General features: G+C 53.2%; 14 protein-coding genes. 7 read left to right on the top strand and 7 right to left on the bottom strand.

Translation table 11 applies throughout. The features are described from left to right. The first annotated feature begins 125 nt into the window (after positions 1 to 125). The 7 genes from arnB to arnF are packed head-to-tail and all read left to right on the top strand — an operon-like array spanning position 126 to position 7476. Positions 126 to 1265, top strand: a complete 1140-nt coding sequence (arnB, locus tag ACJHW7_RS05545; protein ID WP_001307305.1) for a UDP-4-amino-4-deoxy-L-arabinose aminotransferase — start codon at positions 126 to 128, stop codon at positions 1263 to 1265. A gap of 3 nt (positions 1266 to 1268) precedes the next feature. Then, entirely contained in the window at positions 1269 to 2237 is a 969-nt protein-coding gene (gene arnC / locus ACJHW7_RS05540; RefSeq protein ID WP_000461657.1) for an undecaprenyl-phosphate 4-deoxy-4-formamido-L-arabinose transferase, read from the top strand. Further along, complete coding sequence (arnA, locus tag ACJHW7_RS05535; protein ID WP_000860245.1) at positions 2237 to 4219, top strand: bifunctional UDP-4-amino-4-deoxy-L-arabinose formyltransferase/UDP-glucuronic acid oxidase ArnA; 1983 nt, start codon at positions 2237 to 2239, stop codon at positions 4217 to 4219. Before arnC ends, arnA begins: the two co-directional genes overlap by 1 nt. Next, a complete protein-coding gene (arnD, locus tag ACJHW7_RS05530; RefSeq protein ID WP_000169728.1) occupies positions 4216 to 5106 on the top strand; it encodes a 4-deoxy-4-formamido-L-arabinose-phosphoundecaprenol deformylase in 891 nt (296 codons plus the stop codon). The genes arnA and arnD overlap by 4 nt, the downstream gene beginning before the upstream one ends. After that, positions 5106 to 6758 (top strand): lipid IV(A) 4-amino-4-deoxy-L-arabinosyltransferase, encoded by a 1653-nt coding sequence (arnT, locus tag ACJHW7_RS05525; protein ID WP_000844046.1) that lies wholly within the window; start codon positions 5106 to 5108, stop codon positions 6756 to 6758. Before arnD ends, arnT begins: the two co-directional genes overlap by 1 nt. Then, positions 6755 to 7090 carry a 4-amino-4-deoxy-L-arabinose-phosphoundecaprenol flippase subunit ArnE gene (arnE, locus tag ACJHW7_RS05520; RefSeq protein ID WP_000638031.1) on the top strand — a complete coding sequence of 112 codons (336 nt, stop codon included), beginning with the start codon at positions 6755 to 6757 and terminating at the stop codon, positions 7088 to 7090. Before arnT ends, arnE begins: the two co-directional genes overlap by 4 nt. Beyond that, entirely contained in the window at positions 7090 to 7476 is a 387-nt protein-coding gene (gene arnF, locus ACJHW7_RS05515) for a 4-amino-4-deoxy-L-arabinose-phosphoundecaprenol flippase subunit ArnF (protein WP_021557006.1), read from the top strand. Before arnE ends, arnF begins: the two co-directional genes overlap by 1 nt. Here arnF and pmrD read toward each other — a convergent pair. From pmrD to menF, 7 genes are all read right to left on the bottom strand, one after another. Beyond that, positions 7470 to 7736 (bottom strand): signal transduction protein PmrD, encoded by a 267-nt coding sequence (pmrD, locus tag ACJHW7_RS05510; protein ID WP_001299500.1) that lies wholly within the window; start codon positions 7734 to 7736, stop codon positions 7470 to 7472. The genes arnF and pmrD overlap by 7 nt on opposite strands. A 109-nt stretch (positions 7737 to 7845) precedes the next feature. After that, positions 7846 to 9201 carry an o-succinylbenzoate--CoA ligase gene (gene menE, locus ACJHW7_RS05505; RefSeq protein WP_021557007.1) on the bottom strand — a complete coding sequence of 452 codons (1356 nt, stop codon included), beginning with the start codon at positions 9199 to 9201 and terminating at the stop codon, positions 7846 to 7848. Beyond that, positions 9198 to 10160, bottom strand: a complete 963-nt coding sequence (gene menC / locus ACJHW7_RS05500) for an o-succinylbenzoate synthase (RefSeq protein WP_001255621.1) — start codon at positions 10158 to 10160, stop codon at positions 9198 to 9200. Before menC ends, menE begins: the two co-directional genes overlap by 4 nt. After that, positions 10160 to 11017: a 1,4-dihydroxy-2-naphthoyl-CoA synthase gene (menB, locus tag ACJHW7_RS05495; protein WP_000640002.1), complete on the bottom strand. Its 858-nt coding sequence runs from the start codon at positions 11015 to 11017 to the stop codon at positions 10160 to 10162. The genes menC and menB overlap by 1 nt, the downstream gene beginning before the upstream one ends. A 14-nt stretch (positions 11018 to 11031) precedes the next feature. Next, positions 11032 to 11790 carry a 2-succinyl-6-hydroxy-2,4-cyclohexadiene-1-carboxylate synthase gene (gene menH / locus ACJHW7_RS05490; protein WP_000600534.1) on the bottom strand — a complete coding sequence of 253 codons (759 nt, stop codon included), beginning with the start codon at positions 11788 to 11790 and terminating at the stop codon, positions 11032 to 11034. Continuing rightward, the gene (gene menD, locus ACJHW7_RS05485) at positions 11787 to 13457 is read right to left on the bottom strand and encodes a 2-succinyl-5-enolpyruvyl-6-hydroxy-3-cyclohexene-1-carboxylic-acid synthase (RefSeq protein WP_001307912.1); all 1671 of its coding nucleotides are present in this window, start codon (positions 13455 to 13457) and stop codon (positions 11787 to 11789) included. The genes menH and menD overlap by 4 nt, the downstream gene beginning before the upstream one ends. Before the next feature lie 88 nt (positions 13458 to 13545). Continuing rightward, a complete protein-coding gene (gene menF, locus ACJHW7_RS05480) occupies positions 13546 to 14841 on the bottom strand; it encodes an isochorismate synthase MenF (RefSeq protein WP_001191390.1) in 1296 nt (431 codons plus the stop codon). Positions 14842 to 14867: the final 26 nt, after the last annotated feature.

Raw genomic sequence — 14867 nt, 5'->3', positions numbered from 1 at the left:
ATATTAGTTTCTTAAGGTTAAGTTAATATTCTATCCTTAAAATTTCGCTCCAAATGGCAAAATATACACAACACTCTTTATAGCAAATATAAGTGGACAGGTATTCAATGGCGGAAGGAAAAGCAATGTCAGAATTTTTGCCTTTTTCGCGACCAGCAATGGGCGTGGAGGAACTCGCTGCAGTTAAAGAGGTTCTCGAATCCGGTTGGATCACAACCGGTCCGAAGAATCAGGCGCTTGAGCAAGCCTTTTGCCAGTTGACGGGAAATCAGCATGCCATCGCGGTCAGTTCAGCCACCGCCGGAATGCATATCACGCTAATGGCGTTGAAAATTGGCAAGGGCGATGAAGTGATTACGCCTTCCCTGACCTGGGTTTCAACCCTCAATATGATTTCCTTGTTGGGTGCAACGCCGGTAATGGTGGATGTCGACCGCGATACGCTGATGGTCACGCCTGAAGCTATCGAGTCAGCCATTACGCCACGCACTAAAGCCATCATTCCGGTGCATTATGCCGGTGCGCCAGCAGATATTGACGCCATTCGCGCCATTGGCGAACGTTACGGCATCGCAGTTATCGAAGATGCTGCCCATGCCGTCGGTACGTATTACAAAGGGCGACATATTGGCGCAAAAGGTACCGCTATTTTTTCATTTCATGCCATTAAAAATATTACCTGTGCTGAAGGTGGCCTGATTGTAACTGATAATGAAAACCTTGCCCGCCAGCTACGGATGCTGAAATTTCACGGTCTGGGTGTCGATGCCTATGACAGACAAACCTGGGGCCGTGCACCGCAGGCTGAAGTCTTAACACCGGGCTATAAGTACAATCTGACCGATATTAACGCCGCGATTGCCCTGACACAGTTAGCAAAATTAGAGCACCTCAACACCCGTCGGCGCGAAATTGCCCAGCAATATCAGCAAGCACTGGCAGCTCTCCCCTTTCAGCCATTAAGCCTTCCCGCCTGGCCGCACGTTCACGCCTGGCATCTGTTTATTATTCGTGTCGATGAACAACGTTGTGGTATCAGTCGCGATGCGTTGATGGAAGCGTTAAAAGAAAGAGGCATTGGTACCGGGTTACATTTCCGCGCCGCTCACACACAAAAATATTATCGCGAGCGTTTTCCCACGCTGTCGTTACCGAATACCGAATGGAATAGCGAACGCATCTGTTCTTTGCCGCTGTTCCCGGATATGACTACCGCCGATGCCGACCGTGTCATCACAGCCCTTCAGCAACTCGCAGGACAATAAGCCATGTTTGAAATCCACCCTGTTAAGAAAGTCTCGGTGGTTATTCCCGTTTATAACGAGCAGGAAAGCTTACCGGAATTAATCAGGCGCACCACCACAGCCTGTGAATCGTTGGGGAAAGAGTATGAGATCCTGCTGATTGATGACGGCAGTAGCGATAATTCCGCGCATATGCTGGTCGAAGCCTCACAAGCGGAGAACAGCCATATTGTGTCTATTTTGCTTAACCGCAATTACGGGCAACATTCAGCGATTATGGCGGGATTCAGTCACGTTACCGGCGACTTAATTATTACCCTTGATGCCGATCTCCAGAATCCGCCAGAAGAAATCCCCCGCCTAGTGGCAAAAGCCGATGAAGGTTACGACGTGGTAGGGACTGTACGCCAGAACCGCCAGGACAGCTGGTTTCGTAAAACAGCTTCGAAGATGATTAACCGGCTTATTCAGCGCACCACCGGCAAAGCGATGGGTGACTACGGTTGTATGCTGCGCGCCTATCGCCGTCATATTGTCGATGCGATGTTGCACTGCCATGAACGTAGCACCTTTATCCCGATTCTGGCGAATATCTTCGCCCGCCGTGCCATTGAAATTCCAGTACATCATGCCGAGCGTGAGTTTGGTGAATCCAAATACAGTTTTATGCGCCTGATTAATTTGATGTACGACCTGGTGACCTGCCTTACCACAACGCCGCTACGTATGCTGAGTCTGCTCGGCAGCATTATTGCGATTGGAGGTTTTAGCATTGCGGTGCTGCTGGTGATTTTACGCCTGACCTTCGGACCACAATGGGCGGCAGAAGGCGTCTTTATGCTATTTGCCGTGCTGTTTACTTTTATTGGCGCTCAGTTTATCGGCATGGGATTACTCGGTGAATATATCGGCAGGATCTACACCGATGTCCGCGCCCGCCCCCGCTATTTTGTTCAGCAAGTTATCCGTCCATCCAGCAAGGAAAATGAATAATGAAAACCGTCGTTTTTGCCTACCACGATATGGGATGCCTCGGTATTGAAGCTCTGCTGGCTGCCGGTTACGAAATTAGCGCCATTTTTACCCATACCGATAATCCCGGTGAAAAAGCCTTTTATGGTTCGGTGGCTCATCTGGCGGCGGAAAGAGGCATTCCGGTTTATGCGCCGGATAACGTTAATCATCCGCTGTGGGTGGAACGCATTGCCCAACTGTCACCAGAGGTGATTTTCTCTTTTTATTATCGCCATCTTATTTGCGACGAGATTTTGCAGCTCGCTCCCGCAGGTGCATTTAATCTGCACGGTTCGCTGTTACCAAAATATCGTGGTCGCGCGCCGCTGAACTGGGTGCTGGTGAACGGTGAAACGGAAACGGGCGTTACATTGCACCGAATGGTAAAACGTGCCGATGCTGGGGCCATTGTGGCGCAACTGCGCGTTGCCATTGCGCCAGACGATATCGCTATTACGCTGCATCATAAATTGTGCCATGCCGCGCGCCAGCTACTGGAACAGACATTACCCGCCATTAAACACGGTAATATTCTGGAAATCGCCCAGCGCGAAAACGAAGCCACCTGTTTTGGTCGCAGAACGCCGGATGACAGTTTCCTTGAATGGCATAAACCGGCATCCGTACTGCACAACATGGTACGTGCCGTTGCCGATCCGTGGCCGGGTGCCTTCAGCTATGTTGGCAATCAGAAATTTACCGTCTGGTCGTCGCGTGTTCATCCTCATGCCAGCAAAGCACAGCCGGGGAGCGTGATTTCTATTGCACCGCTGTTGATTGCCTGTGGCGATGGCGCGCTGGAAATCGTCACCGGACAGGCGGGCGACGGCATTACTATGCAGGGCTCGCAATTAGCGCAGACGCTGGGCCTGGTGCAAGGTTCACGCTTGAATAGCCAGCCTGCCTGCACCGCCCGACGCCGTACCCGGGTACTCATCCTCGGGGTAAATGGCTTTATTGGCAACCATCTGACAGAACGCCTGCTGCGCGAAGATCATTATGAAGTTTACGGTCTGGATATTGGCAGCGATGCGATAAGCCGTTTTCTGAATCATCCGCATTTTCACTTTGTCGAAGGCGATATCAGTATTCATTCCGAATGGATTGAGTATCACGTCAAAAAATGTGATGTCGTCTTGCCGCTGGTGGCGATAGCCACGCCGATTGAATATACCCGCAACCCGCTGCGCGTATTTGAACTCGATTTTGAAGAGAATCTGCGCATTATCCGCTACTGCGTGAAGTACCGTAAGCGAATCATCTTCCCGTCAACTTCAGAAGTTTATGGGATGTGTAGCGATAAATACTTCGATGAGGACCATTCTAATTTAATCGTCGGCCCGGTGAATAAACCACGCTGGATTTATTCGGTATCAAAACAATTACTTGATCGGGTGATCTGGGCCTATGGCGAAAAAGAGGGTTTACAGTTCACCCTCTTCCGCCCGTTTAACTGGATGGGACCGCGACTGGATAACCTTAATGCGGCACGAATCGGCAGCTCCCGCGCTATTACGCAACTCATTCTCAATCTGGTAGAAGGTTCACCGATTAAGCTGATTGATGGCGGAAAACAAAAACGCTGCTTTACTGATATTCGCGATGGTATCGAGGCGTTATACCGCATTATCGAAAATGCGGGAAATCGCTGCGACGGTGAAATTATCAACATTGGCAATCCTGAGAACGAAGCGAGCATTGAGGAACTGGGCGAGATGCTGCTGGCGAGCTTCGAAAAACATCCGCTGCGCCATCATTTCCCACCGTTTGCGGGCTTTCGCGTTGTCGAAAGTAGCAGCTACTACGGCAAAGGATATCAGGACGTAGAGCATCGTAAACCGAGCATCCGCAATGCCCACCGCTGCCTGGACTGGGAGCCGAAAATTGATATGCAGGAAACCATCGACGAAACGCTGGATTTCTTCCTGCGCACCGTTGATCTTACGGATAAACCATCATGACCAAAGTAGGCTTACGCATTGATGTCGATACCTTTCGTGGCACCCGTGAAGGCGTGCCGCGTCTGCTGGAAATCTTGAGTAAGCATAATATTCAGGCCAGCATTTTTTTCAGCGTCGGCCCGGACAATATGGGCCGCCATCTCTGGCGACTGGTGAAGCCACAGTTTTTGTGGAAGATGCTGCGCTCAAATGCGGCATCGCTTTATGGCTGGGATATTTTACTGGCAGGTACGGCCTGGCCAGGTAAAGAGATTGGTCATGCCAATGCCGATATCATTCGTGAAGCGGCTAAACATCACGAAGTCGGCCTGCACGCCTGGGATCACCATGCCTGGCAAGCCCGTAGCGGTAACTGGGATCGGCAAACAATGATCGACGATATTGCACGCGGTCTTCGCACTCTGGAAGAGATTATCGGTCAACCGGTAACCTGTTCTGCCGCTGCGGGCTGGCGTGCCGACCAGAAGGTGATCGAAGCAAAAGAAGCGTTCCATTTGCGCTACAACAGCGATTGTCGTGGGGCCATGCCGTTCCGTCCATTGCTCGAATCAGGAAACCCTGGCACTGCGCAAATTCCGGTGACCTTACCCACCTGGGATGAAGTGATTGGTCGGGATGTGAAAGCAGAAGATTTTAACGGTTGGTTACTCAACCGCATCCTGCGAGATAAAGGCACGCCGGTTTATACCATTCATGCAGAAGTTGAAGGCTGCGCTTATCAGCATAATTTTGTGGATCTCCTCAAACGCGCAGCTCAGGAAGGCGTGACATTTTGCCCTTTAAGCGAACTGTTATCAGAGACGTTGCCGCTCGGACAAGTTGTTCGCGGAAATATTGCCGGACGTGAAGGCTGGCTGGGTTGCCAACAAATTGCGGGTAGTCGCTGATGAAATCGGTACGTTACCTTATCGGCCTCTTCGCGTTTATTGCCTGCTATTACCTGTTACCGATCAGCACGCGTCTGCTCTGGCAACCCGATGAAACGCGTTATGCGGAAATCAGTCGAGAAATGCTGGCATCCGGCGACTGGATTGTGCCCCATCTGTTAGGGCTACGTTATTTCGAAAAACCCATTGCCGGATACTGGATTAACAGCATTGGGCAATGGCTATTTGGCGCGAATAACTTTGGTGTGCGGGCAGGCGTTATCTTTGCGACCCTGTTAACTGCCGCGCTGGTGACCTGGTTTACTCTGCGCTTATGGCGCGATAAACGTCTGGCTCTACTCGCCACAGTAATTTATCTCTCATTGTTTATTGTCTATGCCATCGGCACTTATGCCGTGCTCGATCCGTTTATTGCATTCTGGCTGGTGGCGGGAATGTGCAGCTTCTGGCTGGCAATGCAGGCACAGACGTGGAAAGGCAAAAGCGCAGGATTTTTACTGCTGGGAATCACCTGCGGCATGGGGGTGATGACCAAAGGTTTTCTCGCCCTTGCCGTGCCGGTATTAAGCGTGCTGCCATGGGTAGCGACGCAAAAACGCTGGAAAGATCTCTTTATTTACGGCTGGCTGGCGGTTATCAGTTGCGTACTGACGGTTCTCCCTTGGGGACTGGCGATAGCGCAGCGGGAGCCTGACTTCTGGCACTATTTTTTCTGGGTTGAGCATATTCAACGCTTTGCACTGGATGATGCCCAACATAGAGCTCCGTTCTGGTACTACGTGCCGGTCATCATTGCCGGTAGCCTGCCGTGGCTGGGATTACTCCCCGGTGCACTGTACACAGGCTGGAAAAACCGCAAGCATTCCGCAACCGTCTATTTGTTGAGCTGGACGATAATGCCGCTGCTGTTTTTCTCCGTCGCTAAAGGTAAATTGCCCACCTATATTCTTTCCTGCTTTGCATCTCTGGCAATGCTGATGGCGCATTACGCTTTGCTGGCAGCAAAAAATAATCCTCTGGCGCTGCGGATTAATGGCTGGATTAACATCGCTTTTGGCGTCACTGGCATTATTGCCACATTTGTGGTCTCCCCGTGGGGACCAATGAACACGCCGGTGTGGCAAACCTTCGAGAGCTATAAAGTCTTTTGTGCCTGGTCGATTTTTTCGCTATGGGCATTTTTCGGCTGGTACACCTTAACAAACGTCGAAAAGACCTGGCCTTTTGCCGCGCTTTGCCCGCTGGGGCTGGCGTTGCTGGTAGGATTTTCAATTCCTGACAGAGTTATGGAAGGAAAACATCCGCAATTTTTTGTCGAGATGACACAAGAATCACTTCAGCCAAGCCGCTATATTCTTACTGATAGCGTCGGTGTTGCCGCAGGTCTGGCATGGAGCCTGCAACGCGATGACATCATCATGTATCGCCAGACAGGTGAGTTGAAATACGGCCTTAATTATCCGGATGCGAAAGGGAGATTTGTCAGCGGTGATGAGTTCGCAAACTGGCTTAATCAACATCGTCAGGAGGGGATTATTACTCTCGTGCTTTCGGTTGACCGCGATGAAGATATCAACAGTCTCGCCATTCCGCCCGCAGATGCCATCGATCGTCAGGAGCGTCTGGTGCTGATTCAGTATCGTCCCAAATGATCTGGCTAACATTAGTCTTTGCCAGCTTGCTTAGCGTTGCCGGGCAGTTGTGTCAGAAACAGGCAACCTGCTTTGTGGCGATAAACAAACGGCGCAAACATATCGTGCTGTGGCTGGGACTGGCGCTGGCTTGTCTTGGTCTTGCCATGGTGCTCTGGCTGCTGGTCTTGCAGAACGTACCGGTAGGCATTGCCTACCCGATGTTAAGTCTGAATTTTGTCTGGGTGACGCTGGCTGCAGTAAAACTGTGGCACGAACCGGTATCGCCGCGTCACTGGTGTGGGGTGGCGTTCATTATTGGTGGCATTGTGATCCTCGGGAGTACGGTGTAATGGGCCTGATGTGGGGATTATTCAGCGTCATTATTGCCTCAGTTGCGCAATTAAGCCTGGGTTTTGCGGCGAGTCATCTGCCGCCGATGACGCACTTATGGGATTTTATCGCGGCTCTGTTAGCTTTTGGCCTGGATGCCCGGATACTGTTACTCGGGCTGCTGGGTTATCTGCTTTCCGTTTTTTGTTGGTATAAAACGCTACATAAACTTGCGCTAAGCAAAGCCTATGCCTTGCTCAGTATGAGTTATGTGCTGGTATGGATTGCTTCAATGGTACTTCCCGGCTGGGAAGGGACTTTTTCGCTGAAAGTACTACTGGGAGTAGCCTGTATTATGAGCGGGTTGATGCTGATTTTCCTGCCCATGACAAAACAACGTTACTGAGTTTTCCGTGCCACTTTACACTGCCGTTCCCACTCATCGGGGCTATAACTGCTTGCCGAGAGGACTTTCACCGTATGCAGCTTTTCACGATTAATACAATAAAGCGCATTCTGCAAAGGCGAGAGTAAATCCCCCACTTTCACGGCGAAGTCACTCTTCACTTCGGCGATCATTTTTATCGCGCCGCCAGCATCGCAGAGCATAAGTACATGTCTGTTATCTTGTTTATTGCAGCACGATTTTTTGACCAGCCATTCCATTGCATTATCCTGTTTGCTAAGAGTTTTCACATCAATTTACAGATTAACAGATAAACTCTTTATCAACGGCAATGGAATGGCAGAAATGAGAAGTGAAACGGAGGGTTAATTATTGCTGACGTTGCACCCACTCTTTTAGCGCCTGACGTGAAATTTTAATACCGCCGTTTTTCAGTTCAGGCGGCAACGTTAACCAACGCACCGGTTGCTGAAAACGGGCCAGCTTATCTTTCACCCATTCACTAAGATCAACGCTCTCGTGGTCATACTCCATCACCGCCACCGGTCGATGACCAAACTCCTTGTCGGCAACGGGGACGATAAACACCTGCAAAACCGCAGGATGTGCAGCAATTACGCGCTCGACTTCTTCCGGCTGAATACCCTCTCCGCCACTGAAGAATAGATTGTCTAAACGTCCGACAATGGTCAGCTTGCCATTATGCATCTCACCGCGATCGCGCGTAGCGTACCAGCCTTCGTCATTAACCAGTGAAACCAGTTGCCCGTTACGCCAGTAACCTTCTGCCATACTGGCAGCCCGCAGCCACACTTCATTATTAACGATTTTCACTTCCCGACCCGGCAGCGGCGAACCAACGTCTGCCAGGCCGTCGGCTTCTTTCGCACACACCGTGGAGGCAAACTCGGTCAGACCATAGCCGCAAAAGCAACGAATCCCCTGCTCGCGCGCCTGTTCCGTCAACTCGACCGGGATAGCCGCGCCGCCAAGTAACACCGCTTTCAGGGAAACGGAACTGCGGTTAACCAGCAAACGCCAGAGTTGTGTTGGCACCAGTGAAGCGTGAGTACAGCCTGCCAGCATTTGCTCCAATGGCTGTTTATCACGCACCGTCATCCGCGCACCAGCGTATAACCAGCGCCACATAATTCCCTGACCGGAGACGTGAAACAACGGCAAAGAGAGCAACCAGTCATCGTGATCGCCAAACGGAATCAACGATAACACCCCTTCGGCACTGGCAAGATGGGCCTGATAAGTATGGACAGCGGCTTTCGGCAACCCGGTAGAACCCGAGGTCAACGTCATTGAGCACAGACGCGTCGGCTGCCACGTAGCGGCATGTGCGCCTTCAACCCGCTGAATGTGCAGCGACGTTAATGCCGGAAACGTGTTTTCCCCATCCGGCACCAGCGCAAATTGCAGCGTCAGATTGGGCAGCAATTCTTCAAGCAACGGTTGCGGCAGCTGAGGGTTCACGGGCAACACCCGCGCCCCGCATTGCAGTAACGCCAGCCAGGCGAGCAGCGTTTGCGGCGTATTCCACGCCCGCAACATCACGCCGCTGCCCTCAACCACACCCTGCACCGCAAATCCGGAGGCTAATTCATCGACGCGAGCACAAAGCTCGCGCCAGTTGAGTTGCTCGTCATTAAGACGTAAGGCGATGGCTTCTCCCCGCACTTGCCGCCAGTGACGCCACGGCCAGTCAGAGAAGATCATAACAACCGCTCCAGTGCATCAACTTCCACGACAGGCAGCGTGCTACCCGGCCAGCGACGTACCTGCTGCGCCTGCATTAGATCCAGCGTGTCCAGCCCTGGAATGGTGTCCGGCGTTAACCAGGCAGCAATCCGCGCCAGTTGCGTTAAGCCTAAGCTCGATTCAATGGAAGAACTGATCACCGCCGTCAGCCCCAGCGCGTGCGCCGCCTGTACCTGCTCGCGAACTTTCTCCAGACTGCCCGTGAGCGTGGGTTTGATAACTACCGCGCGCACGCCCTCTTCAGCCACAAAGGCAAAATCCGGCTCGCGCAGGCTTTCGTCCCAGGCAATGGCAATGCCGGTTTCACGGGCAAACGCTCGCGAATCATCGCGGGTTTTGCACGGCTCTTCGAGAAACGCGATGCGGTGGCGATAATCCGGGTTAACATATTTGGCAAACTGCTGACCTTTCAGCGGTGTCCAGGCGCGATTTGCGTCAAGACGCAAATGCAGATCCGGAATTGCCTCCAGCAACAGATTCACCACCATGCCGTCGCGCACCGCTTCGTACAATCCCACTTTGACCTTCGCCACTTTCTCGCCTGGCATATCTGCAAGTTTGAGGATCAGATCGTCCGGATCGCCATTACACAGTGGTGCCGTACGGTAATTGGCCGCCTGCGGGAGCGTATCTGCCAGCTCCGCCAATGCACAACTTACGCCAAAGGCAACGGAAGGCATCTGCGGTAATTCGCAATCGCCTGCCAGCCAGTTATTTACCCAGGCAAGCAGCACACTTTGCGCCTCTTCCCAGGTTTCCTGACTGAAGCCCGGCAGTGGGGAGATCTCCCCCCACCCTTCGCGCTCGCCTTCACGCAGGCAAACATACAGCCCGTCGCGGGTTTTTAACCGCCTGTCGCGCAGAACCACCCCCGCGTCCATGGGGATCTGCCAGCGGTATACCTGCGCGCTACGCATTACGGATTCCGTTTGAATTTGCTGAAGTCAGGCTGACGTTTCTGGTTGAAGGCGTTGCGACCTTCCTGACCTTCTTCCGTCATGTAGAACAGCATGGTGGCGTTGCCCGCCAGCTCCTGCAGACCTGCCTGACCGTCACAGTCGGCGTTCAGTGCAGCTTTCAGGCAGCGCAGCGCCATCGGGCTGTTTTGCAGCATTTCGCGGCACCAACGGACGGTTTCTTTTTCCAGATCCGCCAGCGGTACCACGGTGTTCACAAGGCCCATATCCAGCGCCTGTTTTGCGTCGTACTGACGGCACAGGAACCAGATTTCACGCGCTTTTTTCTGCCCGACGATACGAGCCATGTAGGAAGCGCCCCAGCCGCCGTCGAAGGAACCGACTTTCGGGCCAGTCTGACCGAAGATGGCATTATCTGCCGCGATAGTCAGGTCGCACATCATGTGCAGAACGTGACCACCGCCGATGGAGTAGCCAGCCACCATCGCGACAACCGGTTTCGGACAGGTACGGATCTGACGCTGGAAGTCCAGCACGTTCAGGTGATGTACGCCGGAATCATCTTTATAGCCGCCGTAATCACCACGCACTTTCTGGTCACCACCGGAGCAGAACGCTTTATCGCCTGCGCCAGTCAGAATGATCACGCCGACGTTATCGTCATAACGCGCATCTGCCAGTGCCTGGATCATCTCTTTTACCGTCAGAGGACGGAAGGCATTGCGCACCTGCGGACGATTAATGGTGATTTTTGCGATACCGTCGGTGGATTTTTCATAACGAATGTCCTCGAAACCTTCGGAGCAGTCGTGCCATTCAACCGGTGCGTAAAGCATTGCTTCATCAGGATAAATCATATTGTGTCCTTTAGTCAGAAACGCAAGATCTGCGCCAGACTTGCGATTACGCCAGCGGGATTTTCCCGATGCGCGTTATGTCCGGCGCGAGGAATGACATGGCAGTCGGCAGCCAGTTCCGCCGCCAGGGCGCGGAATTTGCTGTCACGTTCACCACATAAATAATAAAACGCAAATGTGCGGGCGCTAAGGTTAGCACGTAAATCAGGCTGGACGGCGAGAGAAGTCGCCTCCAGCATGGCGGCAAGCGTTGCGCCATTATTGTTGCTGCGCAGCGCCACCAGCTCCCGGCGTTGATCGTCATTGAGCGAGGCAAAAACAGGCTGTTGATACCAGTCGGCAAATACCGCGGTTAATGGTTCGGAACGAAAACGCTGCGCCCATTGGCGATCGGAACGCTGACGTTCCGCGCGTTGTTCAGCATTTTGCAGCCCCGGATGACCGCCTTCGACAACAACCCCACAAAGCCCCGCCAGCCTCTGGCAAGCCGCCATCATCGCCACCCGTCCGCCAAGCGAGTACCCCACCAGCCAGAAGTTAAGGATGTTGTAACTAACCAAGGTTTTACGCAGTAAGTCGGTGACATCATCAAATCCATCGACGCTAATCGCCGCCGAACCACCGTGACCTGGGAGATCAACATACAACCGTGAGTAGTCGGCAAACACCTCGCCCACTTCTTGCCATTCGTGGCAATCGCCGGAAAAACCGTGCAAAAAAACCAGCCAGGGTAAACCTGGTTTGCCGTGTTTTGCCTGCGCGTGCAGGATCATAAATGGCTTACCTGCGCCAGAAGTTGCTGGAGCGTTTGCGCACCATCGGTGTCGTTAACCACCATTTCAATCACCGTGGTGGTTGGCGTGCGCCAGGCATCGGCAAGCGCCGTTTCAAGTTCCTGCCAGTTTTGCGGACGATGATATTTCAGCTCGAACATCGCGGCGGCGTGCTCAAAATGGACGTTTTGCGGCATCAGATAAAAACGCTCGCGCTCGCTTTTCGGCGTTGGCAGCAGCGAGAAAATTTGCCCGCCGTTGTTGTTCACCACAATTAATACCAGCGGCGCGGAAACCTGGCGCAATAACGCCAGCGCATTCAGGTCGTAAAGTGCGGAGAGATCGCCCACAATCGCCAGCGTCGGTTTGCCGCTTGCCCGCTGAACGCCGGCGGCAGTCGAGAGCAGCCCGTCGATACCGCTGGCCCCACGGTTGCTGTACACCGGGTAACCTGCCGGAAGTTGCGAAAGCGCATCAATCAGACGTACCACCAGGCTGTTACCGACAAACAATTGCCCCTGTTCAGGCAGATAGTCGCTGATGCGATGCGCCAGTTGCGCTTCGCCAAACGCATCGCGACGGGCAATAACCGCCTGCATTGCCTGTTCTGCCAGGCGCGGGATTTCAACGCACCAGGGCTGGCGTTTTTCTGCCGGATGCAGCTCCAGCCAGTCGGCAATATTGGCAATTAAGCGGCGTCCACGATGGTGTGCCGGATCAAGTCGCCCTTCAATGTCATCAACAATCCAGTACTCTTCGGGTTCACAGCTTGCCTGCCATTGCAGGAGCCGCTTGCCCGTCAGGCTGCTTCCCAGTTGCACCACAATTTGCGCCTGTTGCAGTTCACTGGTCGCTTTGGCATTGCCTAACCAAAGATCGGCACACGGCAGCGGCTGTCCGGTTTGCGACAGCACGTCGCCAATCAGCGGCCAGCCAAGAGTTTGCGCCCACAGCGCAGCTTTTTTGCCCTCTTCCGCACTCATGCGCCCGGCAACCACCACGCCGCGTTTTTGCCGCCAGAAGAACCAGTCGCGCTGTTTTTCACTTTCCAGACGAGGCGCTTCACGCAGCCACGGCTTATCATCCTGCCACCAGTCACCCAGACGCTGTTGCCAGCTAAGCCCAGTGTCGTCCATTTCGCCATACAGCGGTTCGGCAAACGGGCAGTTGATATGGACTCCACCAGCATGAAGCGTACCGAGAGCATGGTCGATGGTAGAAACCAGCCAACGTGCGGGGATATCCTGGGTCGGGCGCGGCAGTGAAATACTGTGCGTGGGGTGAGAGGCGAACATTCCCGGCTGACGAATCGCCTGATTCGCGCCGCAGTCAATTAGCTCCGGCGGGCGATCGGCGGTTAAGAGAATCAGTTTTTCTCCGGTTAACCCGGCTTCAATCAGTGCCGGATAGAGATTTGCCACCGCCGTACCGGAGGTGACAATCACCGCCACCGGCTGCTTGCTGACTTTCGCCAGCCCCAGCGCCAGATGCCCCAGTCCACGCTCATCGAAATGGGTGTGGTGAATGAATGCGGAATTATCCGCCGCCGCTAACGTTAACGGTGTAGAACGCGAGCCAGGGGCGATACAGATGTGTCTTACGCCGTGACGCGTTAATGCTTCCAGAATGACCGCCGCCCAGCGTCGGTTAAATGCGCTTACTGACATGAGTTTGTCCGGTATCAATATTGCGGCTAAGTATAAGGAGCTACAAAAATAGATTATTGATATGAATCGGTAATGATGCGACTCATTACTATTCCATTTGTAATAAAGTACGCAGCCCTGCCGCTTTGTTGTCGATTTCCTGCCACTCTTGCTCGGGGTCGGAACCACGGACAATGCCCGCGCCAGCATATAGCCGCACGACATTGCCGCTGATTTTTGCTGAGCGCAGGGAAACGCAGAATTCGCTTTGTTGTAATGAGAGATAGCCCGCAGAACCAGCGTACCATTCTCGGGTGAACGGTTCGTGACGGGCGATAAACTGTCGCGCCAGATCGCGCGGTAAACCAGCAACTGCTGCCGTTGGCTGCAACTGATGTAAACAGATCACATCATCCGCTTTGTTGAGTGAAGTCCAGATACAGCGGCGAAGATGCTGCACTTTACGCAGACGCAGTACCTGCGGCGGTAAAACATCCAGCGTCTGGGTATCGGCCTGTAATCGTTGGCAGATATCTTCCACCACCAACATATTCTCACGCTGATTTTTATCATCCGCCATCAGCCACTCACCTAACTGCTGCGCCTGCTTATCATCAGGATGATTTGCTACTGTTCCCGCCAGCGCTTCAGTACGCAGCGCTTTGTCACGCCGCCGCCATAACCGTTCCGGTGAAGAGCCAAGAAAAGCATTTTCGCCATCAAAGGCCATGTAAAAATGGTAGCAATTGAGATTCAGTCGACGACTGGCCGCCATCATCGCCGCCGCATTGACCGGACTTGCGAAATGCAGGTCAGTTGCCCGAGCAAGCACCACTTTGTCGAGCTCACCTTCGGCGATGGTTTTCGTTGCCAGTTCGATTAATTGCGTCCAGCCCGTTTTGTCCGGCCAGTGTTGTTCTCGCGTAGTGGTTAAATGTAACCCAGACAAGGGCTTGATACTCACCAGTGTGGCGATAAATTCTCTTGCCTTAATCGCATCGTGCTGAAGGGAGCTTTCGCTGAATAGCGTCAGCCGCAGCGTGGCTTTACCGCCACAGCGTCGCCATTCCAGGCGTGGTAAAAGTAAATTGCCCTGCGACGGGTCAAACGCATTCAGCCCCCAAATGCGTAAGTCGGCGTGTTCCGGGTGCTGGCGAAGAAAACGTTGTGCCTGGTCCAACGACGTAAAACGGGTAATCGCGCCCAGGACGGCAGCTTCTTCATCACCATTACGTTGTTGCCAGTAGAATTGCGGGTACGTTTGCTGACTGGCCAGCCAGCTCAAGGCATCAAAAGCGTCTTTGAGAGGGAAAGGAATATCGATAACCCGAATGCCGGGTGTCGCCGGAATCTCTTGCGACAAATGGCGCAGTAGATTTTCCAGCGCCGTAGTAAGTGATTGCACGCGGACCTCTCCCTGTTAAAAGCCTC

Origin of the sequence: Escherichia sp. WS1152 (assembly GCF_046487665.1) — a bacterium.
GTDB lineage: Bacteria > Pseudomonadota > Gammaproteobacteria > Enterobacterales > Enterobacteriaceae > Escherichia > Escherichia coli.
This window is presented reverse-complemented; position numbering and strand designations above follow the sequence as displayed.

Bases quoted from the DNA above. Each gene is read 5' to 3' on its own strand.
- arnB (WP_001307305.1), top strand. From the start codon at position 126: ATGTCAGAATTTTTGCCTTTTTCGCGACCAGCAATGGGCGTGGAGGAA.
- arnC (WP_000461657.1), top strand. From the start codon at position 1,269: ATGTTTGAAATCCACCCTGTTAAGAAAGTCTCGGTGGTTATTCCCGTT.
- arnA (WP_000860245.1), top strand. From the start codon at position 2,237: ATGAAAACCGTCGTTTTTGCCTACCACGATATGGGATGCCTCGGTATT.
- arnD (WP_000169728.1), top strand. From the start codon at position 4,216: ATGACCAAAGTAGGCTTACGCATTGATGTCGATACCTTTCGTGGCACC.
- arnT (WP_000844046.1), top strand. From the start codon at position 5,106: ATGAAATCGGTACGTTACCTTATCGGCCTCTTCGCGTTTATTGCCTGC.
- arnE (WP_000638031.1), top strand. From the start codon at position 6,755: ATGATCTGGCTAACATTAGTCTTTGCCAGCTTGCTTAGCGTTGCCGGG.
- arnF (WP_021557006.1), top strand. From the start codon at position 7,090: ATGGGCCTGATGTGGGGATTATTCAGCGTCATTATTGCCTCAGTTGCG.
- pmrD (WP_001299500.1), bottom strand. From the start codon at position 7,736: ATGGAATGGCTGGTCAAAAAATCGTGCTGCAATAAACAAGATAACAGA.
- menE (WP_021557007.1), bottom strand. From the start codon at position 9,201: ATGATCTTCTCTGACTGGCCGTGGCGTCACTGGCGGCAAGTGCGGGGA.
- menC (WP_001255621.1), bottom strand. From the start codon at position 10,160: ATGCGTAGCGCGCAGGTATACCGCTGGCAGATCCCCATGGACGCGGGG.
- menB (WP_000640002.1), bottom strand. From the start codon at position 11,017: ATGATTTATCCTGATGAAGCAATGCTTTACGCACCGGTTGAATGGCAC.
- menH (WP_000600534.1), bottom strand. From the start codon at position 11,790: ATGATCCTGCACGCGCAGGCAAAACACGGCAAACCAGGTTTACCCTGG.
- menD (WP_001307912.1), bottom strand. From the start codon at position 13,457: ATGTCAGTAAGCGCATTTAACCGACGCTGGGCGGCGGTCATTCTGGAA.